Raw genomic sequence first — 24,447 nt, 5'->3', positions numbered from 1 at the left:
CTTTTTGAGAAACGGACTTTCGTCATGTGCGGCATCGTTGGCGTGATTTCGAAGCAACCGGTGAACCAGCTCATTTATGACGCCTTGCTGCTGTTGCAGCACCGGGGTCAGGATGCAGCGGGCATCGTCACCATGCAAGGCACCAAGTGCTTCATGCACAAAGCGCGTGGCATGGTGCGTGATGTGTTCCGCACCCGCAACATGCGGGCACTGCCAGGCCACGTGGGCCTGGGCCAAGTGCGTTACCCCACCGCCGGTAACGCTTACAGCGAGGAAGAAGCGCAGCCGTTTTACGTCAATGCGCCGTTTGGCATCGTGCTGGTTCACAACGGCAATCTGACCAACGCCCACGCGCTCAAGAAAGAGCTGTTCGACATCGACCGCCGCCACACCAACACCGAAAGCGACACCGAAGTGTTGCTCAACGTGCTGGCCCACGAGCTGGAAAAAGTCGGCCGCGAACTGCCGCTGACGCCCGACCAGGTGTTCAAGGCCGTGGCCGGTGTGCATCGCCGCATCAAGGGATCGTATGCCGTGGTGGCGCTGATTGCCGGCTATGGTTTGCTGGCGTTCCGCGACCCGTTCGGCATCCGCCCGCTGTGTTTCGGCACGGTGGAAACCTCGTCGGGTGCGGATTACATGGTGGCCTCGGAATCGGTCGCACTGGAAGGCACCTGCCACAATTTTGTGCGCGATGTGGCGCCCGGCGAAGCCATCTTCATCGACGTCAACGGCCAGTTGCACAGCCAGCAATGTGCGGACAACCCGCAGCTCAACCCCTGCGTCTTCGAGTTCGTTTACCTGGCCCGCCCGGATTCGTTCATTGATGGCATTTCGGTCTACCAAGCGCGCTTGCACATGGGTGAGACGCTGGCGCAGCGTGTCATTTCCACCATGCCGCCGTCGGAAATCGATGTGGTGATCCCGATTCCCGAATCCAGCCGCCCGGCTGCCATGCAACTGGCGCAAAAACTGGGCAAGCCGTACCGCGAAGGGTTCGTGAAGAACCGCTACGTGGGCCGCACCTTCATCATGCCGGGCCAATCGGTGCGCAAAAAGAGCGTGCGCCAGAAGCTCAACGCCATCAGCGCCGAGTTCAAGGGCCGCAACGTGCTGCTGGCGGACGATTCCATCGTGCGCGGCACCACTTCCAAAGAAATCGTGCAGATGGCGCGTGAAGCAGGCGCCAACAAGGTTTACATGGCTTCGGCGGCGCCGCCGGTGCGTTATCCGAACGTGTACGGCATCGACATGCCGACGCAAGAAGAATTGGTGGCGCACAACCGCACGCTGGATCAAATCCGCGACATCATCGGCGCCGATGCGCTGATTTACCAAGATGTGGACGCCATGAAGCGCGTCATCGCTCAAATCAATCCGGCCCTGGCGGGGTTTGAAGCGTCGTGTTTTGATGGCCACTACATCACCGGCGATGTCAGCTTGGAGGACTTTGCCGCGATGCGTGAACAACGCACCAACCAGCCGACCGAGGAAAGCGCCGACGCCTCGCGCCTGGCTCTGCCCAATGCGGGCGGCCACAACGCCTGATCGAACCTGTTGACTCCCATGACCGCACCCATTCGCACCCGCATTGCCCCGTCCCCGACGGGTTTCCTGCACCTGGGCACGGCGCGCACCGCGCTGTATTCCTGGGCGTTTGCGCGCCACTTTGGCGGCCAGTTTGTGCTGCGCATCGAAGACACCGATGTGGCCCGCTCGACGCAGGATTCGGTCGATCAAATTCTGGCGTCCATGCATTGGCTGGGCCTGGAATACGACGAAGGCCCGTTCTACCAATTGCAGCGCCTGGAGCGCTACCACGCCGTCATCGACCAGATGCTGGCCGCTGGCACCGCCTACCGCTGCTACTGCACGCCCGAAGAGCTGGACGCCATGCGCGAAGGCCAAAAGGCACGCGGCGAAAAAACGGGTTATGACGGCCGCTGGCGCCCCGAACCCGGCAAAGTGCTGCCGCCGGTGCCCGAAGGCGTGAAGCCGGTGGTGCGGTTCCGCAACCCCGCCGAAGGGGATGTGACTTGGGACGATCTGGTGAAAGGCCCGATCACCATCAACAACCGCGAGATTGACGACCTCATTATCCAACGCCCGGACGGCGTGCCCACCTACAACTTCGCCGTGGTGGTGGACGATTGGGACATGGGCATCACCCACGTCTTCCGGGGCGACGAGCATGTGAACAACACGCCGTGGCAGATCAACATCTTCCGTGCCCTGGGGGCGCCGCTGCCGCACTTTGGCCATGTGCCGGTGATTTTGGGCGACGATGGCTTGAAGCTCTCCAAGCGTCGAGGTGCCGTGAGCGTGACCGCCTACGAGGACAACGGCTACCTGCCCGAAGCCATGCTCAACTACCTGGCTCGCCTGGGCTGGAGCCATGGCGACGACGAGCTGTTCAGCCGCGAGCAACTGGTGCAGTGGTTTGATGGCACCCACCTGTCCAAGAGCCCCGCGCAGTGGGACGCCGCCAAGCTGCTGTGGGTGAATGCCCAGTACATCAAGCAAGCCGACGATGCCCGTTTGGCTGGCCTGGTGGCGACGCAGTTGCGCAAACGCGGCATCGACGTGGCCGACGAAGCCGTGTTGGTGCCGATGTGCGCACTGTTCAAAGACCGTTGCAGCACGACGGTGGAGTTGGCGGATTGGTTGGCGATGTACTTCGCCCCCGTCACCCCGTCGGACGCAGATCGGGCACAACACTTGACCGAGGCCATCCGCCCGGCGTTCGCTGCTTTGGCCGCACGCCTGGGGGCTGCGACGTGGGACAAAGCGGGCATCAACCAAGCGCTCAAAGACACCCTGGCCGAATTCAAGCTGAAGATGCCGCATTTGGCGATTCCGGTGCGGGTGGCGGTGTGCGGGCGGGCGCAGACGCCGTCGGTAGATGCGGTGTTGGCGCTGTTCGATCAAAAAATCGTGATGGAACGCTTGCAATCTGTGTAAAAGCTGCTTTATAGTAGCGGTCTTGCTTGATGACGGCGACGCCAACAACGCAACGCAGCGAAACTGCAAAGTTCAGTTGTGTGCAATGGGGGTATAGCTCAGCTGGGAGAGCGCTTGCATGGCATGCAAGAGGTCAGCGGTTCGATCCCGCTTACCTCCACCAACCAAGCGTTGACGTCATTACGTAAAGGCCATGTCTCCTTCGTCTAGAGGCCTAGGACACGACCCTTTCACGGTTGTAACAGGGGTTCGAATCCCCTAGGAGATGCCACTGCGGAGTGGTAGTTCAGTTGGTTAGAATACCGGCCTGTCACGCCGGGGGTCGCGGGTTCGAGTCCCGTCCACTCCGCCAAAATCTGGGGGTATAGCTCAGCTGGGAGAGCGCTTGCATGGCATGCAAGAGGTCAGCGGTTCGATCCCGCTTACCTCCACCAGTTTTCGATAATTCAGCACAAAGTCTCCTTCGTCTAGAGGCCTAGGACACGATCCTTTCACGGTTGTAACAGGGGTTCGAATCCCCTAGGAGATGCCACTGCGGAGTGGTAGTTCAGTTGGTTAGAATACCGGCCTGTCACGCCGGGGGTCGCGGGTTCGAGTCCCGTCCACTCCGCCACATTTTGCTGAGTTGTCATGGTTACTTGTCTCCTTCGTCTAGAGGCCTAGGACACGACCCTTTCACGGTTGTAACAGGGGTTCGAATCCCCTAGGAGATGCCACTGCGGAGTGGTAGTTCAGTTGGTTAGAATACCGGCCTGTCACGCCGGGGGTCGCGGGTTCGAGTCCCGTCCACTCCGCCAATCGGTTGTTAAAAGCGCGCTTGATGTGTTTCAAGTGCGCTTTTTGCTTTGTGGCCCTGCTGATTCAGCGAAGCGGCCAGCGCAACGCCCCGGTCACCAACCCGGTGCCCAGCAAAATCACACCACAGGCCATCAGCATCGTGGGGGTGATGGTTTCATGCAGCCACCAGCTGCCCCAAGCCATGGCAAACACGGGGATGAGAAACGTCACCGTCACTGCGCGGCTGGCACCGATGCGGTTGATCAAGCGGAAAAACAACACATAAGCCACGCCAGTGCAAACGATGGCCAGCGCCGCCGTGGCCCCCCAAGCGGTGGGCGTGAGCGCATGCGTTGGCCACATCCAGCACGTGGGCCCGAGCAGCCACAACCCGGCGGCCAGTTGGCTGCCCGTGGCCTGCACCATGGCTGGCACGCCGTTCATGTGGCGCCGACTCAGGTTGGCGGAAAACCCGTACAGCAGCGGCGCACACAAACACGCCAACAAACCCAGGCCGGTACTCACCCCAGCCTGGCCGGTGGGCAGGTGCGCTTGATCGGCCACCAACCACGCCACGCCGCACACGCCCAAGGCCAGCCCGAGCACAGGGCCGCGCCCGGGGCGTTCACCCAGCCAAAGCCAGGCGATGACCATCGTCCAAAGCGGTGCCGTGGCGTTGACCACCGACAGCACGCCCCCGGTCAGCACCAACGCCGCCAGTCCGTAACAGGCGAACGGCAGGGCCGAATTGGTCAACCCCACCAGCAGCAGGCGGCCAGCGTAAGTGCGCAGGCCGTTCAATTGGCGTTGCCAGGCCAGCAAGGGCAATAAAAACAAGGCCGCTCCGATGACGCGGCATCCTGCCAGTGCCACCGCACCCAGTTCTGGCACCGCGATGCGGGTGAACAAAAACGATCCCCCCCAAATGGCAGCGAGCACAACCAGCGTGATCCAATCTTGCAGTTTCATGCGGGTACCTTCACGCCTTCTGCATTCAACAACGCTTGTTTGCGCGTCAAACCGCCGGCATAACCCGTCAACGAACCGTTGGCGCCCAGAACGCGGTGACACGGCACGATGACACTCAACGGGTTGCGACCGATGGCCGCACCCACGGCCCGCACCGCGTTCGGGCGCTCCAATTGGGTGGCGAGTTGGCCGTAGCGCCAGGTGTGCCCTGTCGGGATGCGGCGCAGCGCTGACCACACGGCTTGCTGAAAGGCCGTGCCCGCCGGATCAAGCGGCACAGTGAACGCAGCGGCCAGCGGTTCGGCCCAGTAGCGGCTGAGTTCTTCGCGGGCTTGGACGAGCCACGGGTGGGTGGGCACGTCGGGGGCGTTCAGTTCACCGGGGTGATGGCGTTGGCCCTCAAACCACGCCCCGCCCAAACCGCGTGCCGTGACCGCCAAGCGCATGCACCCCAATGGGGTCTCAATGAGGGTCTGTGCGACCCAGGAGGAGGGGCGAGAGGTTGACATCTGGATATTTCCACAGGTAGGAAAGGTGGAGGCACTGTAGCGGCTCTCTACAATCGCTGCCCATCTTTCAGACCCAGCCCCGCCGATGGGCTTTTGCACCATGCACGTCAACGCATCGATCTTCAAGGCTTATGACATTCGCGGCATCGTCGGCAAAACGCTGGACGAATCCGTGGCCGAGCATTTGGGCCGCGCCTTCGGCACCGAGGCGGTTCAATTGGGCGAAAAAGCCGTGGTGGTGGGGCGCGATGGGCGCCTGTCCGGCCCGGCGCTGATTGAGGCGCTCAAGCGGGGCCTGGCGTCCACGGGGCTGGAGGTGATCGACCTGGGCGCGGTGACGACGCCGATGGTGTACTACGTCGCCGCCACGCGGGCAGACATTGGCTGCACCAGCGGCATCCAAGTCACCGGCAGCCACAACCCGAAGGATTACAACGGCTTCAAGATGGTGCTGGCCGGTCGGGCGATTTACGGTGATGAGATCCAGGGCCTGCGCCGCCGCATCGAAGCCGAGGAGTACGCGCAAGGCAGCGGCAGCGTCCGCACGCTGGACATCGTGCCCGAGTACACCCAGCGCATCACCTCGGATTGCCAACTGGCACGGCCCATGAAAATCGTGGTCGATTCGGGCAACGGCATCCCGGGCGCGAGCGGCCCGGCCATTTTGCGGGCGCTGGGCTGCGAGGTGATCGACTTGTACAGCCGCGTGGACGGAGATTTTCCGAACCACCATCCCGATCCGAGCAAGCCGGAAAACCTGGCCGACCTCATCAAAGTGGTGAACGCCACCGAGGCCGAACTCGGCTTGGCGTTTGATGGCGATGGCGATCGTTTGGGCGTCGTCACCCGCGATGGCCAGATCATCTACCCGGATCGGCAACTGGTGCTGTTCGCCCGGGACATTCTCACCCGCGTGCCCGGCGGCACCATCATCTACGACGTGAAATGCACCCAGCAGCTCGCACCCGAAATCCGCGCCGCCGGCGGCGTGCCGCTGATGTGGAAGACGGGGCATTCGCTGGTCAAGGCCAAGCTGAAGGAAACCGGGGCACCGATTGCTGGGGAAATGAGCGGCCACATCTTCTTCGCCGAACGTTGGTACGGGTTTGATGATGCGATGTACACCGCAGGTCGGTTGCTGGAAATTCTCTCTCGTTCGGACAACCCGAGCGCCGTGCTCAATGCCCTGCCCACCAGCTTCAGCACGCCAGAGCTGAACGTGCCGTGCGCTGAAGGCGAGCCGCACGAGGTGATCCGCCAACTGCTGGCCGTGGCCGATTTCCCGGGCGCGGAGATCACCACCACGGACGGTTTGCGCGTGGATTACCCGGACGGCTTCGGCTTGGTGCGTGCTTCCAATACCACGCCGGTGCTGGTGCTGCGCTTTGAGGGGCAGACGCCCGACGCGCTGCACCGCATCGAGGCGGATTTGATGGCCGCCCTGCGTCGTGTCAAGCCCGATGCCCAGGTGGGCGCGGCGGCGCATTGAACACGGCCTTCAGCCCGCGTGAGGCGCTGGCCTACGGCGCCTACACGACGCTGATGCGGGCCGCTCTGCCGCTGTACGGTGCGCGTGTAGCGTGGCGGGGGCGACAAGAGCCGGGCTACGTTGAACACTGGCCGCAGCGGCTCGGCTGGCAATTGCCGACCCTGGCGCCGGGGGCGGTGTGGGTGCATGCTGTTTCCTTGGGGGAAACCAAGGCCGCCGCGCCCCTGATTGCCGCCTTGCGCGCTGCGCAGCCGGACATGCGTTTGCTGCTCACCCACACCACGGCCACGGGCCGGGAAGCGGGGCGGGCGTTGCTGCGCCCCGGTGACGCACAGGCTTGGTTGCCCTATGACACCCCCGGCGCCGTGCGGCGTTTCCTGTACACCCTGCGCCCGAAGCTGGGGGTGCTGATGGAAACCGAAATTTGGCCCGTGCTGTTGCACGAAGCCCAGCGGGCCGGTGTGCCGATGGTGCTGGCCAATGCGCGGCTGAGTGAGCGCAGCGCCCGGCGTGGGCGCCGGCTGGCGGCGTTGTTGCATCCGGCGGGGCGGGCGCTGGCGCAAGCGTTGGCGCAAACCGAAGCCGATGCCCAGCGCCTGCACGCCGCTGGTGTGCCATGCGTGGCGGTGTGCGGCAACTTGAAATACGACCTCACGCCGCCGCCCGAGCAATTGGCACAGGGGCGACGTTGGCGGGAGCAACTGGCTCGGCCCGTGCTGCTGTTTGCCAACACCCGCGACGGAGAAGAACAAGCGCTGTTGGCCCGCTGGCCGGCGTGGCGGGCGCAATGGCGTACAGCGTTGGCGGCGGAACCGCTGCTGGTGATCGTGCCGCGCCATCCCCAGCGCTTTGCGGCGGTGGCACAGTGGGTGCGTGCCAGTGGGATGCGCCTGGCGCAACGCAGCCAGTGGCGTGACGACGTGCCCACCGATGCGTTGCGTGCCGACGTCTGGTTGGGCGATTCGCTGGGTGAGCTGGCGCTGTACTACGCTTGCGCCGACGTGGCCTTGTTGGGCGGCAGTTTTGAGCCCCTCGGTGGACACAACCTGATTGAAGCAGCGGCCTGTGCTTGCCCGATGGTGCTGGGCCCGTCAACGTTCAACTTTGCGGAAGCGGCGGTGCAGGCCGTTCAAGCGGGTGCCGCTTGGCAGGAGCCGGGGCTCGATGCCGCGCTGATCCAAGCCGCCGAAATGCTGGCCGACACCGATTGGCGCGCCGAAGCCGCCGAAGCCGCCGCGCATTTCAGCGCCGCGCATCGGGGTGCGGCGCAACGCATGGTCGAAGCCATGGCGGCTCAACTCACGGCGCCAGCAGTTGGGTGATGGCGTCGATGTCCCCCTGCACCAGTTGGCCGGTGAGTTGGCGCAGTTTGAGGCTGATCATCAACGTGTCGTAGCGGGCTTTGGCCAGATCGCGTTGCGTTTGGGAGAGCTGGGCTTGGGCGTTGAGCACGTCCAAGTTCACGCGCATGCCGACTTGGTAGCCTTTTTGCGTCGCCTCCAGGGCCGTTTTACTGGAAGTTTCGGCGGTTTCCAGCGATTTCACCCGTGTCAAACCGCTCAGCACCAAGTCAAACGCGGTGCGGGTGCCTTGAACCACGGTGCGGCGCACATCGGCCAAATTCAGCCGGGCGCGCTCCTCCAAAGCCAGCGTTTCCTTGACGCGCCCTTGGATGGCAAACCCAGCAAACAGCGGCACGTTCACCGTGATGCCGATCGAACCATTGCTGCCAAAACCGTCATAAGCTTGACCAGGGATGGTGCGGGTGGCGTAGTCCTGCTGCAAGCGTGCATAAGACGCGCTCAGTGACACCGTTGGTAAATGCCCTGCTTCGGCTTTGGCGGTCTCGGCACGGGCCGTGTCCAGTTCGAGCTGGGCTTGGCGGATGCGCAGGCTGTTGCGTTCGGCTGCTGTGATCCACTCGTCCACCGAAACCGGTTGGAGCATGGGCAGGGCCACCGGGGCGCGCAACGATTTCGGGGTCACGTTGCGGCGGCCCACCAAACCATCCAAGGCGTCGAGCTTGGAGCGCAAGTCGCTTTCAGCGGCCAGTTCTTGCGCCACAGCCAGATCGAAGCGGGCCTGAGCCTCGCGCTCATCAATGATGGGAACCAACCCCACCTCAAAGCTGCGCCGGGTGGCCGCCAGTTGCTCGGCCACGGCTTTTTTGCTGGCTTGGATGGTGGTCAGGGTGTCCTGGGCGGCGAGGGCGTCGAAGTAGGCTTGGGCCACGCGCACTGCCAAATCTTGCTCGGCGTTGAGCAACGACACTTCACTCAAGCTGACCGCGCTTTCGGCCTGATCGATGCTGAAATCATTGGCACGATTGAACAGGCTTTGTTGCAGCGTCAGCGCCACCTGCCGTGTGGTGCTGAGCGAACCGTTGGAGCCCGAAGGCAGGTAAGGAAAATCGGTGTTGTTGCGCGTCACGCTGGCGCTGGCGCCGATGTTGGGCAGGCGCAGGGAACCCGTCTGCTCGGCCCGGGCGCGGGCGACGTCGGTTTGGGCTTTGCTGCTCAGAAAAGTGGCGTCGTAGTTGCGAGCGGCTTCGAGCAACTCACTCAAGCTCTGGGCATGTGCGGTCGAGGCCGCTGCCAGCCCCACCAACGCGGCCAACACCGCAACACGAGACGGAACAAAGCGCGACAAGAGCGACATAACGAATTCCTCTGAGAGCCAATGAGAGAAAAAGAAGAAGCGAAGAACGGCAGGGGCAGGCCGGTGCGTCAGTAGCGCGGCACGCTGGCATCGACTTGGATCGACCAAGCATCGATGCCACCGTCGAGGTTGTGGGTCTCGAAGCCGTGGCGGCGCAGGAACAGCGCCACTTGCAGGCTGCGCATGCCGTGGTGGCACACGCAGACGATGGGCCGTGGGGTCTCCAGCTCCCCCAACCGAGCGGGGATCTGGGCCATCGGGATGCACAGCGTGGGCGTGCCCGGCACGTTCAGCGCCGCTTGGGCGATTTCCCAGGGCTCACGCACGTCCAACAGCACGGGAGCGCGTGCCGACTCGGTTTGGAGGAAGGAAACGAGGTCTTGGACGTGCAGGTGGTTCATGGCATCAGAAGCGGAAAGCGCTGGGCTCGGGGAAGCCTTCGAGCCGTGCAGCCACGGTGTCGAACAGGATTTCCTTGCTCACAGCAGAGGAGGATTGGCGGGTGTAAAGCACGGCGCACATGGTCGGCTCGTGCCCTTCGATGGCGACCAAACGGCCACCGACTTTGAGTTGATCCAGCAACACTTGCGGCACGGCAGCCACCGAGCCGGACAACAAAATGGCGTCAAACGGGCCTTCAGCGGCCAGTCCTTGGCTGCCGTCGGCTTCGCGCACGCTGACGTTGGCCAGGCCGGCGCGGCGCAGGTTGTCTGCCGCTTGTTTGACCAGGGCCGGGCGCTTTTCCAGGGTGATGACACGCTGGGCACGGTGGCCCAGCAGGGCCGCCACAAAACCCGAGCCGGTGCCGATGTGCAGCACGGTTTCGTGGCGTTGCACCTTCAGTTCTTGCACCATGCGGGCTTCAACACGCGGGGCGAGCATCACTTGGCCATCGGCCAGGGGCACTTCGGTGTCCACAAAGGCCAGGGCGCGGCAGGCGGCGGGCACGAAATCTTCACGCTTGACAATGGCCAGCAGCGACAGCACGGCAGGATCCAGCACATCCCAAGGGCGGATCTGCTGTTCGATCATGTTGAAGCGGGCCTGTTCGATGTTCATGGTGGGTTTCCTCGGGGCGGTGCAAGACAGCCTGCCATTCTAGGAAGCTTCCCCTTGCTTGGCGCTGGCGCGTGGCCCGCCAAGGTGGCGGCGCACCCAAACCGTGAGGTCATCCAACACAGCGTAGACCACGGGCACCACCACCAGGGTCAGCACCGAGGAGGTGAGCACGCCACCGATCACCGCTTGGCCCATGGGTGCGCGCTGCTCCGAGCCTTCGGTCAGGGCGAAGGCCAGCGGCACCATGCCAAACACCATGGCCAGCGTCGTCATCAAGATGGGGCGCAGGCGCACACGGGCGGCGTCCAGCAGGGCTTGGGTGCGCTCGACGCCGGCTTCGCGCTGGCGGATGGCGAAGTCAATCAACAGAATGGCGTTTTTCGTCACCAAACCCATCAGCATCACCACACCGATGACCGAGAACAGGTTGAGGGTGGAACGCCACAGCAGCAGCGCACCGACCACGCCGATCAGGGTCAGCGGCAGGCTGCTCATCAGCGCCAGGGGCTGGATGTAACTCTTGAACTGGCTGGCCAAAATCATGTAGATAAAGATCACTCCCATCGCCAAGGCGGACACGGCGTAGGCGAAGCTCTCCTGCATGTCCTTGGTGGCGCCGCCGAAACGCACGCTGTAGCCGGGCGGCAGTGGTGTGGCATCGAGCACTTGGCGGATGTCGGCGGACACTTGCCCCAGCGAACGCCCCGACGTGTTGGCGGTGAGTTCCACTTCGCGGCTCATGTCGCGGTGGTGGATTTGCAGCGGCAGCGTGGTGGGCACCAGCTCGGCCACTTGCGCCAGCGGGATGCTGCGCACTGTGCCGTCGGCTTGGGCGGGTGTGGGCAGGGGCAAACGTGCCAGATCGGCGGGTTGCTGGCGCTGCGCGGGGGCCAAGCGCACGATCACGTCGTGGTTCACCCCGTCCGGGGCGCGCCAGGTGCCGACGGTGTCCCCACTCAAAAGCTGGCGCAGGTGGCCGGTGATCGCACCGACCGACAGCCCCACGTCCGCCGCTGCCTCGCGGCGCACGCGCACGGTGATGGCGGGTTTGGGGGGCTTCATGCTGGTGTCCAAATCCACCAAGCCAGGCACCGGACGCAGCCGCTCTTGCAACATCTGGCTGAGGCGCCCCAGCTCGTCCAAATCCGGCCCTTGCAGGGACAGCACCACGGCCTTGGTGCCACCCACCGAATCCATCAACCCCGCATGGGTGACGGTGATGCCCGGCACGCGGGCCAGGCGCTCGCGCAGGGCGGGGGAGAGGCCATCGGCGGTGGTGGCGCGCTGGGTGCGATCCACCAAGCGCACGAACAGCGTCACTTGGTTGCGGCCTTGGGCTTGGCCGGTGTTGATCGTCGCCAAGGTATCGCGCACTTCGGGCATGGCGCGCAAGATCGCATCGACCTGCCGGGCGCGCTCTTGCGTCACCGCCAAACTGGTGCCGGCGGGGGTGTAGAAGCTGACCCAGGTTTCGCCGAAATCGGCCTTCGGTACAAACTCACTGCCCAACTTGGGGATGAGCGCACCGGACAGCACCAACGTGCCCAGCGCCAACCCGACGGTGGCGCCCCGGTGGCGCAGCGACCAGGCCAATGCCCCTTCGTAGCCGTGGCCGAGCTGGTGGCCGGCGCGATCCACCCAGTGGGTGAGACGGCCCAGCGTGTGGTCGTACAGGCTGCGTGGCACGAAGGGCTGGCCTTCGCGGTCGATGGCCGGGTCGTGCCAGACCGAGGACAGCATCGGGTCCAGCGTGAAACTGACGAACATCGAAATCAGCACCGCCGCCACGATGGTGATGCCGAACTCGTGAAAAAACTTGCCGATGATCCCCGACATGAACCCAATCGGCAGGAACACGGCCACGATGGACAGCGTCGTGGCCAGTACCGCCAGGCCAATTTCTGCTGTGCCGTCCAGGGCGGCTTGGCGGGCCGGTTTGCCCATCTGGATGTGGCGCACGATGTTTTCGCGCACCACGATGGCGTCGTCGATCAGCAAGCCCACGCACAAGCTCAAGGCCATGAGCGTGATCATGTTGATCGAGAACCCGAACCACTGCATGAACATGAAGGTGCCGATGAGCGAGATCGGCAGCGTCAGCCCGGTGATGACGGTTGAGCGCCACGAGTTGAGGAACAGAAACACGATGGCGATGGTCAGCGCTGCGCCCTCGATCAGCGTGCGCCGCACGTTGTTGACCGACACGCGGATGGGGCGCGAGCCATCCCGCACCACGTCAATGGCCATGCCGGCGGGCAGCTCGGCGCGCAGGCGCTGGGCCACGCCGTCCAAGCCGTTGACCACGTCCAGCGTGTTTTCGCCTTGCGCTTTGACGACATCCAACGCCAGCGTGCGCCGGCCATTGAACAGGGCAACGGTTTCGGTTTCTTCCGGCCCATCGACGATGTCGGCCACCTGGGCCAGATGTACCGATTGGCCCGCCCGGCGTCCCACCACCAGCGCACCCAGTTGGGTCGGCGTGGCCACCCGACCATCGACTTGCACCGTGCGTTCCACCTCGGTGGCCCGCAGCGGGCCGGCGGGCAGCTCGCGGATGTCGGTGCGCACGGCGCTCATCACCTGTTCGGCGCTGAGGCCGTAGGCGTCCAACGCCGCCGGGCGCAGGTGAATTTGGATTTGGCGTTCCGCCGAACCCACCAGCGTCACCGAGCCGACGCCGCGCACGTTTTCCAGGCGCTTTTTCAGCACCTCTTTGGCGTAGTGGGTGAGGGCGGCGGGGGCTTGGCTGCCGTCGGGCGAGGTCAGCGCCAGTGTCCAGATGGGGCGTGAGGCGGGGTCGAAGCGCTGCACCTTGGGTTCGTCCACCTCGTCGGGCAGGGCGGCGCGGATGGTGGCGATTTTTTCGCGCACGTCTTCGGCGGCGCGGCGCACATCCATGTCCAAATTGAATTGGACGATGACCACCGATTGGCCCTCGTAGGTGCGCGATTGCAGCAGGTTGATGCCAGCGATGGTGTTGACGGCTTCTTCCACCTTCTCGGTGACTTCGTGCTCGACGATTTCCGCCGACGCGCCCGGATAGCCTACCGACACCACCACCGTCGGAAACTCGATGTTCGGGAACTGATCGACCTTGAGCCGTTGGTAAGCGAACGTCCCCAGCACCACAAAGGCCAGCATGACCATCACGGCCATCACCGGGTTGCGGATCGACAGGCGGGTGAACCACATGACGGCGCGGCCTTTCTCAGCGGGCCGCCGAGGCGGGAAGGCGCACGGTGGTGCCGGCTCTCACCAAGCCGACACGTGCGGCCAGGGCTTGGGCGCCTGCGGGCACCCCATCGAGCACCTCGGAAACGGCCACGCCCTCGACTTCACCGCTCAAACCGACGCGCACCGGACGGCGCTGCACCTGACCGGCCTCGATCACCAACAGCGCGGGCTGGGGTTGATCCAAGCGCAGCGCGTCGCTGGGGACGACCAGGGCTTCGTGTTGGCCCAAGTCGATCTGCCCTTGCGCGAACAGCCCTTGGCGCAACGCCGGGTGGCTGGGCAGGCTCAGGTAAACGTTCACGGTGCGCGAGGTGCTGCTGGCGCTGGGGTTGATGCGCGCCACTTGGGCGGTCAGCGGTTCGGCCAGCCCGTCCACCGTCACCCGGGCGCGGGCGCCTTCGCGCACCTTCACCACATCCTGCGCAGACACCGCCGCTTCCAACTCGATTTGCGACAGATCGACGATTTCCACCACTTTGGCATCCACCGCCAAGCGCTCGCCCGGTTGGGCCAAGCGTTGTGCCACGCGGCCCGCGAGAGGGGCGACCAAGGACGCATCGGCTTGGCCCTTGCGCGCCAGATCGAGGGCCGCCTGAGTGGCTTGCCAGGTGGCGCGGGCGCTGTCGGCGCTGAGTTTGGCGGTGTCCAGCGCCGTGGCGGAAATGAACCCTTGCCCGACCAGCGCTTGGTTGTTGGCCAAAGTGCGCTCGGCCACCGCGAGTTGGGCTTGAGCGGCCAAGGCTTGTTGTTCGGCTTGGCGCACGCGCAGCTCGGCATCACGCACATCGATTTGGCCGATGACTTGGCCAGCACGCACCGCTTCGCCCTCGCGCACGCTCAGACTGAGCAAGTCCCCCGCCACCCTCGCTTTAACGAAGGCACTTTGCCGGGCTTTGAGCGAGCCGCTCACCGCCGCATATTGGGTGAAGGTGGCGCGGCGCAGCGTGACCACGTCGGCGGCCTCCAGATCCAAAGTCGCGGGGGCAGAAGCAGTGGGCGCGGCACGGGTGGCCGCCGTCGCTGGGGAGGACGTCGAGCGGGCCCGCCACAAGGCCACGAGCCCCAGCGCGAGGACGATCAAGGCCAGCAGCAACCACCGGCCACGGGGGGAAGGGGAGACGGTCATGGGCAAGCGGTGCTCGGTAGGGGGAGTGGGCCGGCGCGCAGGCCGTCCAGCAACAAGTTCAGGTGATGGCGGATGAAGGCGGGCGGATCGACCAGTTGCTGATCCGCCGCCAAACACGCGCCCAGCGAATGTTTGTGCAGGCACAGCATCACCATGGGCAAGATGATGCTGAAGGTGGTTTGGGCCACGTCCACCGGACGAAACTCACCGCTGTCGATGCCGCGCTGGATGAGCTGCTGGATGATGTGCGTGCCGGGCGCTACCACTTCGGCGTGATAGAACTCGGCGATCTCCGGAAAGTTTCGCACCTCGGTGATGACAATTTTGATGACACCCGACGCCGGGCTGCCCAACACACGGCACCACCACTGCGACAGCACATCCACCAGCAGCGTCCGCACGCTGCCTTCGTGCTGAACCGCCAACTCCGCTCCGGCGGCGATTTCCACCGACAAGGTGTGGCGAATCACCGCCTTGAGCAGCTCCTCTTTGCTCGGAAAGTACAAATACAACGTGCCTTTGGAGACGCCGGCCCGCGCTGCGACTTCCTCTGCGCGGGTGGCGGCAAAGCCTTTTTCGACGAACAGGGCCAGGGCGGCATCCAGCAGCTCTTGCGGGCGGGTTTCCTTGCGACGTTGGCGGGGCGTGATGGACATGTTCTTAATGACTGACTGGTCAGTAATGCTAACGATGCCGAGCGGGCGTGGCAAGCTGGGCATCGTGGGACTCAACATACCCGGTTGGGTATTATCGACGATGGACGGTGATACGCTGCCGCGCCAACTTCACCCACATGAGAGGACGGGACATCGCCATGCAGCCACAGAATCGACGCCGTTTGTACCTTTTGGGCGCTTTGGGCGCGGGGGCGCTGTTCACCGCTGGGTGTGCGTCGCTGACACCGGAGCCGATCCGCATCAGCGGGGACGACATTCAGCAGCGTCTGGCGCGCAGTTTTCCGCTGGATCGGCGCATGTTGGGCTTGCTTGACGTGCATGCCGAAGTGCCGCTGCTGGACTTGCGCAACGCCGGCGCGGGGCGCATGGGCCTGCGCTTGCCGGTGCAAGTGCGCGAGCGCCTGAGTGGCCAGACCTTCGATGTGAGCCTGGGATTCACCGCCCTGCCGCTGTGGGACAAGGCCGCCCGTTGCGTGCGCCTGACCATGGTGCAGGTGACGGATCTGACCCTGGCGCGCAACCAGCAGCCGCTGGCGTTGTTGGAGCGTCTGGGCAGCGTGGTGGCCGAGACAGCGCTGGAAAACCTCATCATCTACCAGATGACGGATGACCGGGTGGCGTGGTTGGAGCGCCTGGGCTGGCACGTGGCCAGCGTGCGCATCGCGGACAACGCTTTGCAGGTTCAGCTCATGCAAGGAGCCCCCTGATTCAAAGCGAGCCACGCCATCGAACCCTCGGATGGGCGTGGCTATGATCGCCGGCTTTTGACAGGAAAGACCGCAGATGGATCTGCTGCTGTTGTTCAAAGCCGCCGTGCTGGGGGTGGTCGAAGGGCTGACGGAGTTTTTACCGATTTCTTCGACCGGCCACTTGATCTTGGCGGCCTCGCTGCTGGATTTCACCGGGGACGCGGCCAAGGTGTTTGAAATCGCCATCCAGACGGGGGCGATGTTCGCCGTGATGTGGGAATACCGGCAGCGTCTGGTGAGCACCCTCTCCGGCATGGGCCGCAAGCCTGAGGCCACGCGGCTGGTGGTCAATCTGGTCGTAGCGTTCATTCCGGCGGCCATCGCTGGGCTGCTGCTGGGCTCGGCGATCAAGGCACAGTTGTTCCATCCTGTGCCGGTGGCGCTGTCTTTTGTGGTCGGCGGGGTCATCATTCTGTGGGTGGAGCGCCGCCACCGTGCGGTTTTCAGCACTCAGACGGCGGGTGGCAGCAAGCCGCACGCCCGCATCGAGTCCGTCGATGAGATGAGCACGCTGGATGCATTCAAGGTCGGGCTGGTGCAATGCGCGGCCCTGATTCCGGGCACCAGCCGCTCCGGCGCCACCATCATTGGGGCGATGCTGTTCGGGTTTTCGCGCCAGGCGGCCACCGAGTTCAGCTTCTTTCTCGGCATCCCGACTTTGATTGCCGCCGGTGCTTATTCGCTCTTCAAAGAGCGCGCACATTTGCACATCGCCGACCTGCCGATGTTTGCGGTGGGCGTGGTCACGGCGTTCATCAGTGCGTTGTTGTGCATCCGCTGGTTGATCCGCTACGTGTCCACCCACGATTTCACGGTGTTTGCCTGGTATCGCATCGTGTTTGGCGGCCTGGTGCTGCTGACCGCCTGGACGGGCTGGGTGGAGTGGAAAGCCTGAGCGTGGCGGAGCGTCAGGCGAGGCGGCGAAACACCAAGTCCCAGACACCATGCCCGAGCCGGATCCCCCGGGTTTCAAACTTGGTGATGGGACGATAGTCCGGGCGCGGGGCGTAGCCCTCGGCGGTGTTGGCCAGCAGCGGTTCGGCGCTCAGGACTTCGAGCATTTGTTCGGCGTACGGTTGCCAGTCGGTGGCGCAATGCAGCACGCCACCGGGCGCCAAGCGCGAGGCCAGCAGGGCCACCAGCGGGGCTTGGATCAGGCGGCGCTTGTGGTGTTTTTTCTTGTGCCATGGGTCGGGGAAAAACACATGCACGCCGGCCAGCGAGGCTGGGGCGATCATCTGTTCGAGCACCTCGACCGCGTCGTGTTGCAGGATGCGCAGGTTGCTGAGTTGGCCTTCGTCGATGCGTTTGAGCAGCGCGCCCACGCCGGGCGGATGCACTTCGACGCCGAGAAAATCCGTGTCTGGCCGCGTTTTGGCGATTTCCGCTGTGGCGTGACCCATCCCGAAGCCGATTTCCAGCACCACGGGCGCTTGACGACCGAAGGCGGTGGTGGTGTCCAGCACTTGGTGGGGGGTGAAGGGCAACACGAAGCGCGGCCCGAGTTCTTCCAACGCCTTGACCTGGCCGCTGCCCATGCGCCCCGCCCGCACAACAAAGCTGCGGATGGTGCGGCGAGGCGACTCGCTGGCCGTTTCGGGGGATTCGGGGGGGTTGGGGGACAGGGCGGGGGTGTCGTCGGGGCTCATGGCGGTGTGCTGCACAAAATGGGCCGGCATTGTGCCGCACGGGCTTGGCAAGGACGGCGAGCTGTGTAGAATGCGCCGCTTCACGAGTTCTGCGGGCGTCGTTCAATGGCAGGACCTGAGCTTCCCAAGCTCAAGACGTGGGTTCGATTCCCATCGCCCGCTCCAAATTAGCGAAGCGCAAGGCTTCACAACAGATCAAGCCCCTAGGCAAATCAAGCGCCTAGGGGCTTTTTTGTTGTCACGTTGGTGCAGATGTAGGCTGTGAAGGGCACAGAATCGGGGGAACAACACAGGGGAACGATGGGGGTACAACGAGGAAAACGGCCCGTTTGTTCCCCCAGCACTCGGAGCCCTCACGATGCCAACCCCTGCCGAAAAACCAGCCAAACAAAAAGCCCGCATCCTGACAGATACCGACTTCAGGCGCGCCACCTGTCCGCCTGGCAAACAGCGGCACCGCCTGACGGATGCCGGGGGGCTTTACCTGGAAGTCAGCCCCGGGGGGTCAAAGCGCTGGTTCTGGAAGTTCCGCATGGGGGGCAAGGAATACCGGCTGGCGCTGGGCTCTTACCCTGCTGTGAGCCTGAAGGCGGCACGCCAAGCCCGAGAAGAAGCCAGCGAAAACTTGAAGCGTGGCGAGAACCCGATTCAACGACGCAAGGTTGAAAAGCTCACCACAAGCGCCAACAAGGCGGCGACGTTTGAAGCGATGGCGCGAGAGTTCCACCAGAGCAAGGCGCAAGGGTGGAGCGCGTCACATGCTGGCCGATGGGTCAGCCTCATGGAAAAAGATGTGTTCCCCCGCCTGGGCACGCTGGCCCTTGCCGACATCACGGCGCCGATGGTGTTGGAGGTGCTGCGCAAAGTCGAAGCCCGTGGAGCATTGGAAACGGTGCGCAAGTTGTCGGAGTGCATCGGGCAGGTGTTCCGCTACGGCATCGCCACGGGACGATGCGAGCGCAACCCGGTTCCCGACCTGCGCGGCGCGCTGAAAACTCAGGCCGTCAAACACATGGCCGCATTGTTGGAGCCTGCGCAGGTGGGCGCCCTGCTGAGGGCGTGTGAGGCGTACATGGGCCAGCCTGTCACCCGTGCGGCGCTGGTGCTGTCTGCGCTGGTGTTCCAGCGTCCGGGCAACGTGCGGGCGATGGAATGGGCCGAAGTCGATTTTGATGGGGCGATGTGGGCGATTCCATCGGCCAAGATGAAACGCACCGTTCAGGCCAAGGTCAGCGGGCGGCCCCACATGGTGCCCCTGAGCCGGCAAGCGCTGGCGATCCTGGCAGAGCTTCGACCGCTGACAGGTGGGGGGCGTTACGTGTTCCCAAGCCTGCGCATGGGTGACGCGCCCATGAGCGAGAACACCATCCGCGCAGCGCTGCGCAACATGGGATACAGCAACGACGACATGACGCCCCACGGGTTTCGGGCGATGGCGCGCACCCTCATGGTGGAGCGCTTGAACATGAGCCCGGACGTGCTGGAAGCGCAGCTAGCGCACGGCAAATCTGGCCCGCTGGGGATGGCCTATGACCGCGCCGAATTCATGCAACAGCGGCGGGAAATGATGCAAGCATGGGCGGACTACCTGGACAAGCTGCGCGACGGGGCGCAGGTGTTGCAGTTTAGAAAGGCCAGCGCATAAGGGTGATTTATGGCGACCATCATCAAAACGATTAAACGGGTTCTGAAAATAGAACGCCCGCCAGAAAATACCGCACCACCGAACCCGGCCCCTGTATCGGCAGAGCCAAGAAAAACGATAACGATTGCCCGCAAGGTAACGAGTGCGCCGGTTGTGGTGGCACCGAGCTCGGCCCCCAGCCCTGCGCCGGAACGCCGAACCCTCAGCATCAAGCGCAAGCCAGCCACGCCGGAAGACCCCACGAAGGCGCGAGAACGGCCCGCAAAGGCCACAGAAACGGCGAGGAAGGCCACGCCCCAGCCAGCCAAGGAAAAGGGGCCGGCCAAGACACCCAAGAAGCCCAAGACGCCACCCTCAGAAGTCAAGATGTGGGAGCTCGAGGGTTATATGGTCGAAGCCTATAAAACGTGGCGTGAATATCACCCGCTGGCCGTGGGCATATTCCCAGACGTGCGCCGGATTGCCACGGGAAAAGGGTATTCCGTGCGCGTGGCCGAAAAGTTAATCGACATGCACACCAAGCGCACGAAGTACGTGCAAGCCCTGGCCCAAGGTGGGCAGAGGTTCCGGCTTGATGGCACGCCAGACGGGGAAGTGACGGCAGAGCAGCGAGAGGCAGCGGCGCAAAGACTGGCGCGGCGGGTGGAAAGAGAAGCACAGTCAAGCAATGCTGGTTGATCTTTTTTTGTCTTTGCCTGGACAACCCCGGCGCACGGACTTTGCGCGAGCCACTCGCCCAGCGAGGGCGTTGATGGGCTAACGGGTGCATGTGCGCGAACACCTGCACCGACGACAAGGTGAGGCCAGCACGAACGCTCACGGGTAGTGAGTTGACAGGTTGTCGGGGGGGTTGTCGGGGGTTGTCGGAGGCGAGCGCCCCCAGCCATTCCGACCAATCACCAAAAAAAGCAAGTTGAGCATGTGGCGCCGGGAAGTCGTGACAAAAGAATTTCCCACATGACCAAACATAAACAGTCCGCGCATCAAAGCGCACCCGCCCCGGCTTCTAAGCCGGCCATCAAGTCCGCACACGGCGCCAACATCGCAGCCCTGACCGCTCAGGCCAAACACCCGAGCCGCGACAGCCTGCAAACCACCGCCACGGCAACTGATCCCGATGCACTGCTGAGAACTGCCGTCTTTGCCCAACTGGCGGGGACTTCCGTTTCTTGGGTGTATCGCATGCACCGCGAAGGCTTCCCCGGCTTTCCCAAGCCCATCAAGATGGGCGCGAGGTGTACCCGCTGGCGTGCGTGCGAAATCCGGCAATTTCTTCAGGCCCAAGGCGCCAGCAAGTGAGGGAACCATTCATGCACTCGCATCAACCCCCCTTGCTTCCTGTTCGCCCGCATGCGTTCGGATTGCGAAGCCCTAGACAGCGGCGCGCCCTTTCTGCGCTGCTGGACGGCCCCAAAACCCGCGAACAACTCGACCGGATTGCGGGTGCATCCAACAGCCCCGATGTCATCCGCAGCATCCGCCGGCGCTTGGGGATGACGCTGCCCTGTGAGCTGGAACGCATCCGCGACCGAGACGGGCGAAGCGTAGAGCGTGGGGTGTACAGCCTGACCGCTGAAGACGCCACCAAGGCCCGCCACCTGCTGGAAGGGGGCACGTCATGACGTGGAAGAACCTCGCGCCCTGGGTGCCCGTTGTGGCCCTGGGTGGAACGTCTGGGATGGCGTTACCTGTGCTGGCGCTGCTGGGACAACTACGGGCGCAGAGAGGGAGTCGGCAATGAGCGTGAGAACACAGGCCGCAGTGTGGGAGCACTCGATTCACGCAGGCCCGCACCTGCTGATGATGTTGGCAATCGCTGATTTTTCCGACGACGACGGCCAAGCCTTCCCGGCTGTTGCCACGCTGGCCGAAAAGTGCCGGATGAAACAGCGCAACGCTCAGACGCTTCTGGCCGCTCTGCGGGCGTCTGGTGAACTAGAGGTTCGGGAAGGTGAGGGGCCAAGAGGAACAAACTTGTTCCGCATCCGACTGGATCGGCTGAAGCGGCAGGACGCCCACAAGGGGGTGCAAGCCCTTGCAGGGGGGGTGCAAAAACTTGCAGGGGTGCAAAGCCTTGCAGGGGGGGTGCAAAGGCTTGCGCGTAGGGGTGCAAGTTCTTGCGCATCCCCTATATCTATGAACCATCAAGAACCAGTAGAGGCGCGCACAGCACGCCAACACTCCCCCACTTCAACACGCGGCACCCGTCTGCCTGATGACTGGCAGTTGCCCGATGACTGGCGCGAGTTGTGTGCTCAAAACCGCCCCGACCTTGACCCGGATGAGGTGGCGGAATCCTTCCGCGACTACTGGCACGCCAAAGCCGGACGCGATGCCTTCAAGGCCAATTGGCTTGCCGTCTGGCGCAACTGGTGCCGCAAAGAGCGACAGCAGCAGCATGGAACCCCAGCCGCAAGACCTGCCCGCCCTGGCGGGTTGCTTTCCACGGATCACCAGTTCTGAAGGGCAACATGGAACAAACCGAAGTAGAGCAAAGCCTTATCGGCGCGGCCCTGTTGGATGTCCACGCCACGCTGGCCGGCGTCGAAGGCACGGGCTTGCAGGCGGATCACTTTGCAATCCAGCGACACCGGGAGCTGTGGCGCGTGATTGTGAGCATGGCCGGCAGGCGCCAAGCTGTGGATGTCATCACCGTGTTTGAAGCGCTGCGGGACGCTGGCCGCGCCGATGGTTGCGGTGGGCTGGTGTACCTGAACGAGTTGGCTCAAAGCGTGCCCAGCGTGCGCAACGCTGGCCGATATGCCGAACTGGTGAGGGAGCGAGCCCTGCGCCGCAGCATCGCCACAGCGGCCAAAGAGGCACAAGCGCTGGCAGACGATACCGCCATCCCGACAAGCGAGCTGACCGAGAAAATCGGCGCCATGTTCTCTCGATTGGCGCAGGAAAGCACCACAGGAGCCCCTAGAGCGGCGCTAGAGCTAGTTTCTGAGCGCCTGGAATACCTAGACAGCCTGGCGCAAGGAAAAACGCTTGCAGGGCTTTCTACGGGGCTGAGTCGGATAGATGCCGCCCTAGGCGGTGGGCTCAAGGGCGGGAAGCTGATTGTTTTAGCGGCGAGGCCGTCTGTGGGCAAAACGTCCCTGGCCGGCCAAATCGCCTTGGCCGTGGCTGGCGCTGGGGCGCCTGTGCTGGTGCTGAGTCAGGAAATGCCTGCGGGGGAGCTGGTGGACAGGTGTTTCTCGAACCTGGGGCGCGTCAACATGGGCGCGCTGGCCACGGGGCGGATGAGCGACGAGGACTTCAGCCGGTTGTCGGATGGCGCCGAACGCCTGTCACGCTTGCCGCTGCACATCGATGACACCCCCGGCTTGAAGCTGGCGGACGTGCGCCACAAGGCCCGCATGATCCGCCAGCGATGCGGCGGGCTGGCGTTGGTTGTGGTGGATTACTTGCAACTGATGACCGGCAGCAATCCCAGAGACAACCGTAATGCGCAGGTGGAGGAAATCAGCCGGGGGTTGAAGACGCTGGCCAAGGAGCTGGACTGTTGTGTGTTGGCGTTGTCGCAGTTGAACCGCCGCGCCACGGATCGCAGCGAACCCGACTTGTCAGACCTGCGGGACTCTGGCGCGGTGGAGCAGGACGCGGACACCGTCATGATGTTGAGCCCGGTCGAAGAACTCGAAGGCGGGCGGGTTCTGGTGGCGTGCATCTTGGCCAAGAACCGGCAGGGCAGACGTGGCCGGCTGGCGCTGGAATTCACCGGCGCTGTGCAGCGCTGGGATGAGTCCGACGCGGACGTGAGGCCGGGTGCGAGGAAACACCAAAACGAAGCCGGCCAACATCGGCGGCGCTGAAGATCACAGACACCGCCGAAGCATTCAAAACCGAACCGGGCAACCTTTCAAAAATGCAACATCACCCGTTCAATGTTGAAAGGTCGGATCGTTCAGAAATGCATGGCCGTGAAGGGTCAGATTCAGGGTGCGGCGCCCCTGCGATGCCCTGGGGCGAATCGTTCAATCTTGAAAGGTCGGATCGTTCAATGTTGAAAGGTTCGCGGCGCTTCGCGTACACTGCGCCCCGTGGTGCTAGTCACACCCGAGACAAGCGGAAAGCCTCCCCGTCAGCGAGGCGTTGCCATTTCCGAATTACCCCCGCAGGTTTTCCATGGGGATGGAACTGGGAGCGCCCAACCGCAAGGCCGGCGGCACAACTTGTCTTGTGTGACTATCCCCAGTTCCAGCCCCGCCAGTCACGACTAGTCCCCGTGGCGAGTGGGTTTCAGCAGTTCGACAAGGAACCTGAACCTATGTCCCGCACCAAAGCCGGAAGCCCCGGCACCGTGGGCGCGTCCAATCGCGCCAACACTTCCCGCTTCTACATGCTGCGCCTGGCGCGCAAGCTCGCCAAACGAGCGGCACAGCAACGCCAAAGCGGCGCCCCCCAGCCCATCAAGGCCACGGCGCACACACGCCACACACTGAGCCTTCGCCCGCGTTCGGCCAGCACCGAAACCAGCACCCGGCGCATGGCTCGCCTGAAGGTTGCGGCGGACTTCCTGGCCGCGTTTATCGCCATCCTCAAAGACACCCCCGACCAAGCCGACGCGCACCGCTGCATGGTCAGCCCGTGGGGCGATGGTTCACTGGATCAGGCGGCACAAGCCCTGCGCGCTGGCGATCCACAACAGGCCGTCAAGATGCTGGCGCAGGCCACCGAACAGGCACGCGAGCCCGTGAGCGTGGAGAGCTTCAGCGACCGACACCCGAACCCATCGGGGCCGGACGTGGCACGCGCTCGGTGCCAGCGGGCAGACGTGCTGCGCGCCATCCGCTCGACAAGAATGCTCATGTCGAACCCTGACCACGCGCTTGACCTGACCGAGTTGGTGCCCGGCTTTTTGCTGGAAGACTTCGCAGGGCCACACCAGCCCGCAGCGACCGACAGCGCCAGCACATCGGCCACAGCCTAAGAGGTCAGC

At 63.9% G+C, this 24,447-nt stretch carries 22 protein-coding genes, 9 tRNA genes and 1 pseudogene; 23 read left to right on the top strand and 9 right to left on the bottom strand.

All coding sequences use genetic code 11. The features are described 5' to 3' along the window. Positions 1-24: 24 nt before the first annotated feature. From purF to VITFI_RS14550, 10 genes are all read left to right on the top strand, one after another. Entirely contained in the window at positions 25-1,548 is a 1,524-nt protein-coding gene (gene purF / locus VITFI_RS14595; RefSeq protein WP_089417592.1) for an amidophosphoribosyltransferase, read from the top strand. Between the two features lie 18 nt (positions 1,549-1,566). Further along, positions 1,567-2,961: a glutamate--tRNA ligase gene (gene gltX / locus VITFI_RS14590; RefSeq protein ID WP_089417591.1), complete on the top strand. Its 1,395-nt coding sequence runs from the start codon at positions 1,567-1,569 to the stop codon at positions 2,959-2,961. Between the two features lie 87 nt (positions 2,962-3,048). Next, positions 3,049-3,124: transfer RNA gene (locus VITFI_RS14585), tRNA-Ala, on the top strand. Between the two features lie 32 nt (positions 3,125-3,156). Beyond that, positions 3,157-3,232 (top strand) — tRNA-Glu (locus tag VITFI_RS14580). A gap of 4 nt (positions 3,233-3,236) precedes the next feature. Continuing rightward, positions 3,237-3,313: transfer RNA gene (locus tag VITFI_RS14575), tRNA-Asp, on the top strand. 6 nt (positions 3,314-3,319) lie between these two features. Then, positions 3,320-3,395, top strand: a tRNA-Ala gene (locus VITFI_RS14570). 22 nt (positions 3,396-3,417) lie between these two features. After that, positions 3,418-3,493 (top strand) — tRNA-Glu (locus VITFI_RS14565). A 4-nt stretch (positions 3,494-3,497) separates the two neighbouring features. Further along, positions 3,498-3,574: transfer RNA gene (locus VITFI_RS14560), tRNA-Asp, on the top strand. 27 nt (positions 3,575-3,601) lie between these two features. Continuing rightward, positions 3,602-3,677, top strand: a tRNA-Glu gene (locus tag VITFI_RS14555). A gap of 4 nt (positions 3,678-3,681) precedes the next feature. Continuing rightward, a tRNA-Asp gene (locus VITFI_RS14550) sits at positions 3,682-3,758 on the top strand. Between the two features lie 64 nt (positions 3,759-3,822). On the opposite strand, the gene VITFI_RS14545 is transcribed toward VITFI_RS14550, so the two are convergent. After that, on the bottom strand, positions 3,823-4,707 hold the full coding sequence (locus VITFI_RS14545; protein ID WP_089417590.1) for a DMT family transporter: 885 nt from the start codon (positions 4,705-4,707) through the stop codon (positions 3,823-3,825). Then, positions 4,704-5,216 (bottom strand): methylated-DNA--[protein]-cysteine S-methyltransferase, encoded by a 513-nt coding sequence (locus VITFI_RS18725; protein WP_089417589.1) that lies wholly within the window; start codon positions 5,214-5,216, stop codon positions 4,704-4,706. Before VITFI_RS18725 ends, VITFI_RS14545 begins: the two co-directional genes overlap by 4 nt. A gap of 100 nt (positions 5,217-5,316) precedes the next feature. On the opposite strand from VITFI_RS18725, the gene VITFI_RS14535 reads away from it, so the two are divergent. Continuing rightward, positions 5,317-6,705, top strand: a complete 1,389-nt coding sequence (locus VITFI_RS14535) for a phosphomannomutase/phosphoglucomutase (RefSeq protein WP_089418183.1) — start codon at positions 5,317-5,319, stop codon at positions 6,703-6,705. Then, positions 6,702-8,027, top strand: coding sequence for a 3-deoxy-D-manno-octulosonic acid transferase (locus tag VITFI_RS14530; protein ID WP_232476629.1), 1,326 nt, complete (start codon positions 6,702-6,704; stop codon positions 8,025-8,027). Before VITFI_RS14535 ends, VITFI_RS14530 begins: the two co-directional genes overlap by 4 nt. On the opposite strand, the gene VITFI_RS14525 is transcribed toward VITFI_RS14530, so the two are convergent. The 6 genes from VITFI_RS14525 to VITFI_RS14500 all read right to left on the bottom strand — a co-directional run bounded on the left by VITFI_RS14525 (position 8,005) and on the right by VITFI_RS14500 (position 15,438). Next, complete coding sequence (locus tag VITFI_RS14525) at positions 8,005-9,363, bottom strand: TolC family outer membrane protein (protein ID WP_089417588.1); 1,359 nt, start codon at positions 9,361-9,363, stop codon at positions 8,005-8,007. The two genes, VITFI_RS14530 and VITFI_RS14525, sit on opposite strands and share 23 nt — an antisense overlap. A gap of 68 nt (positions 9,364-9,431) precedes the next feature. Next, positions 9,432-9,764 carry a rhodanese-like domain-containing protein gene (locus tag VITFI_RS14520; RefSeq protein WP_089417587.1) on the bottom strand — a complete coding sequence of 111 codons (333 nt, stop codon included), beginning with the start codon at positions 9,762-9,764 and terminating at the stop codon, positions 9,432-9,434. Positions 9,765-9,768: 4 nt separating this feature from the next. Then, positions 9,769-10,422, bottom strand: a complete 654-nt coding sequence (locus VITFI_RS14515) for a protein-L-isoaspartate O-methyltransferase family protein (RefSeq protein WP_089417586.1) — start codon at positions 10,420-10,422, stop codon at positions 9,769-9,771. A gap of 39 nt (positions 10,423-10,461) precedes the next feature. After that, positions 10,462-13,614 (bottom strand): efflux RND transporter permease subunit, encoded by a 3,153-nt coding sequence (locus tag VITFI_RS14510; protein ID WP_089417585.1) that lies wholly within the window; start codon positions 13,612-13,614, stop codon positions 10,462-10,464. Positions 13,615-13,630: 16 nt separating this feature from the next. Further along, on the bottom strand, positions 13,631-14,782 hold the full coding sequence (locus tag VITFI_RS14505; protein WP_089417584.1) for an efflux RND transporter periplasmic adaptor subunit: 1,152 nt from the start codon (positions 14,780-14,782) through the stop codon (positions 13,631-13,633). Further along, positions 14,779-15,438, bottom strand: coding sequence for a TetR/AcrR family transcriptional regulator (locus VITFI_RS14500; RefSeq protein ID WP_198301507.1), 660 nt, complete (start codon positions 15,436-15,438; stop codon positions 14,779-14,781). The genes VITFI_RS14505 and VITFI_RS14500 overlap by 4 nt, the downstream gene beginning before the upstream one ends. 158 nt (positions 15,439-15,596) lie before the next feature. On the opposite strand from VITFI_RS14500, the gene VITFI_RS14495 reads away from it, so the two are divergent. Together VITFI_RS14495 and VITFI_RS14490 are read left to right on the top strand one after the other, a co-directional pair. After that, on the top strand, positions 15,597-16,166 hold the full coding sequence (locus VITFI_RS14495) for a DUF1439 domain-containing protein (protein WP_089417582.1): 570 nt from the start codon (positions 15,597-15,599) through the stop codon (positions 16,164-16,166). Positions 16,167-16,242: 76 nt separating this feature from the next. Then, positions 16,243-17,103 (top strand): undecaprenyl-diphosphate phosphatase, encoded by an 861-nt coding sequence (locus VITFI_RS14490; RefSeq protein WP_089417581.1) that lies wholly within the window; start codon positions 16,243-16,245, stop codon positions 17,101-17,103. A 13-nt stretch (positions 17,104-17,116) separates the two neighbouring features. Here VITFI_RS14490 and trmB read toward each other — a convergent pair whose 3' ends face one another. Next, complete coding sequence (trmB, locus tag VITFI_RS14485) at positions 17,117-17,857, bottom strand: tRNA (guanosine(46)-N7)-methyltransferase TrmB (protein WP_089418181.1); 741 nt, start codon at positions 17,855-17,857, stop codon at positions 17,117-17,119. A gap of 91 nt (positions 17,858-17,948) precedes the next feature. Between trmB and VITFI_RS14480 the strand changes: the two genes are divergently transcribed. From VITFI_RS14480 to VITFI_RS14445, 9 genes and pseudogenes are all read left to right on the top strand, one after another. Then, a tRNA-Gly gene (locus tag VITFI_RS14480) sits at positions 17,949-18,022 on the top strand. Between the two features lie 193 nt (positions 18,023-18,215). Continuing rightward, a complete protein-coding gene (locus VITFI_RS14475) occupies positions 18,216-19,502 on the top strand; it encodes a tyrosine-type recombinase/integrase (RefSeq protein ID WP_198301506.1) in 1,287 nt (428 codons plus the stop codon). A 9-nt stretch (positions 19,503-19,511) separates the two neighbouring features. Next, complete coding sequence (locus VITFI_RS18010; protein ID WP_157725703.1) at positions 19,512-20,180, top strand: ProQ/FINO family protein; 669 nt, start codon at positions 19,512-19,514, stop codon at positions 20,178-20,180. A 279-nt stretch (positions 20,181-20,459) separates the two neighbouring features. Beyond that, on the top strand, positions 20,460-20,801 hold the full coding sequence (locus VITFI_RS14465) for a helix-turn-helix transcriptional regulator (protein ID WP_089417579.1): 342 nt from the start codon (positions 20,460-20,462) through the stop codon (positions 20,799-20,801). Positions 20,802-20,863: 62 nt separating this feature from the next. After that, positions 20,864-21,124, top strand: coding sequence for a hypothetical protein (locus VITFI_RS18005; protein WP_157725702.1), 261 nt, complete (start codon positions 20,864-20,866; stop codon positions 21,122-21,124). 115 nt (positions 21,125-21,239) lie between these two features. Beyond that, a pseudogene (locus VITFI_RS18950) lies at positions 21,240-21,422 on the top strand (helix-turn-helix domain-containing protein); the annotation flags it as partial. A gap of 216 nt (positions 21,423-21,638) precedes the next feature. Beyond that, entirely contained in the window at positions 21,639-21,965 is a 327-nt protein-coding gene (locus tag VITFI_RS18265; protein WP_198301505.1) for a hypothetical protein, read from the top strand. A gap of 8 nt (positions 21,966-21,973) precedes the next feature. Next, positions 21,974-23,320 (top strand): replicative DNA helicase, encoded by a 1,347-nt coding sequence (locus VITFI_RS14450; protein WP_089417576.1) that lies wholly within the window; start codon positions 21,974-21,976, stop codon positions 23,318-23,320. 455 nt (positions 23,321-23,775) lie between these two features. After that, positions 23,776-24,438 (top strand): hypothetical protein, encoded by a 663-nt coding sequence (locus VITFI_RS14445; protein ID WP_089417575.1) that lies wholly within the window; start codon positions 23,776-23,778, stop codon positions 24,436-24,438. Positions 24,439-24,447: the final 9 nt, after the last annotated feature.

The organism is Vitreoscilla filiformis (assembly GCF_002222655.1).
Lineage (GTDB): Bacteria > Pseudomonadota > Gammaproteobacteria > Burkholderiales > Burkholderiaceae_C > Ideonella > Ideonella filiformis.
Note: the sequence above shows the minus strand (reverse complement) of the source record. Positions and strands in the feature narration are given on the sequence as shown.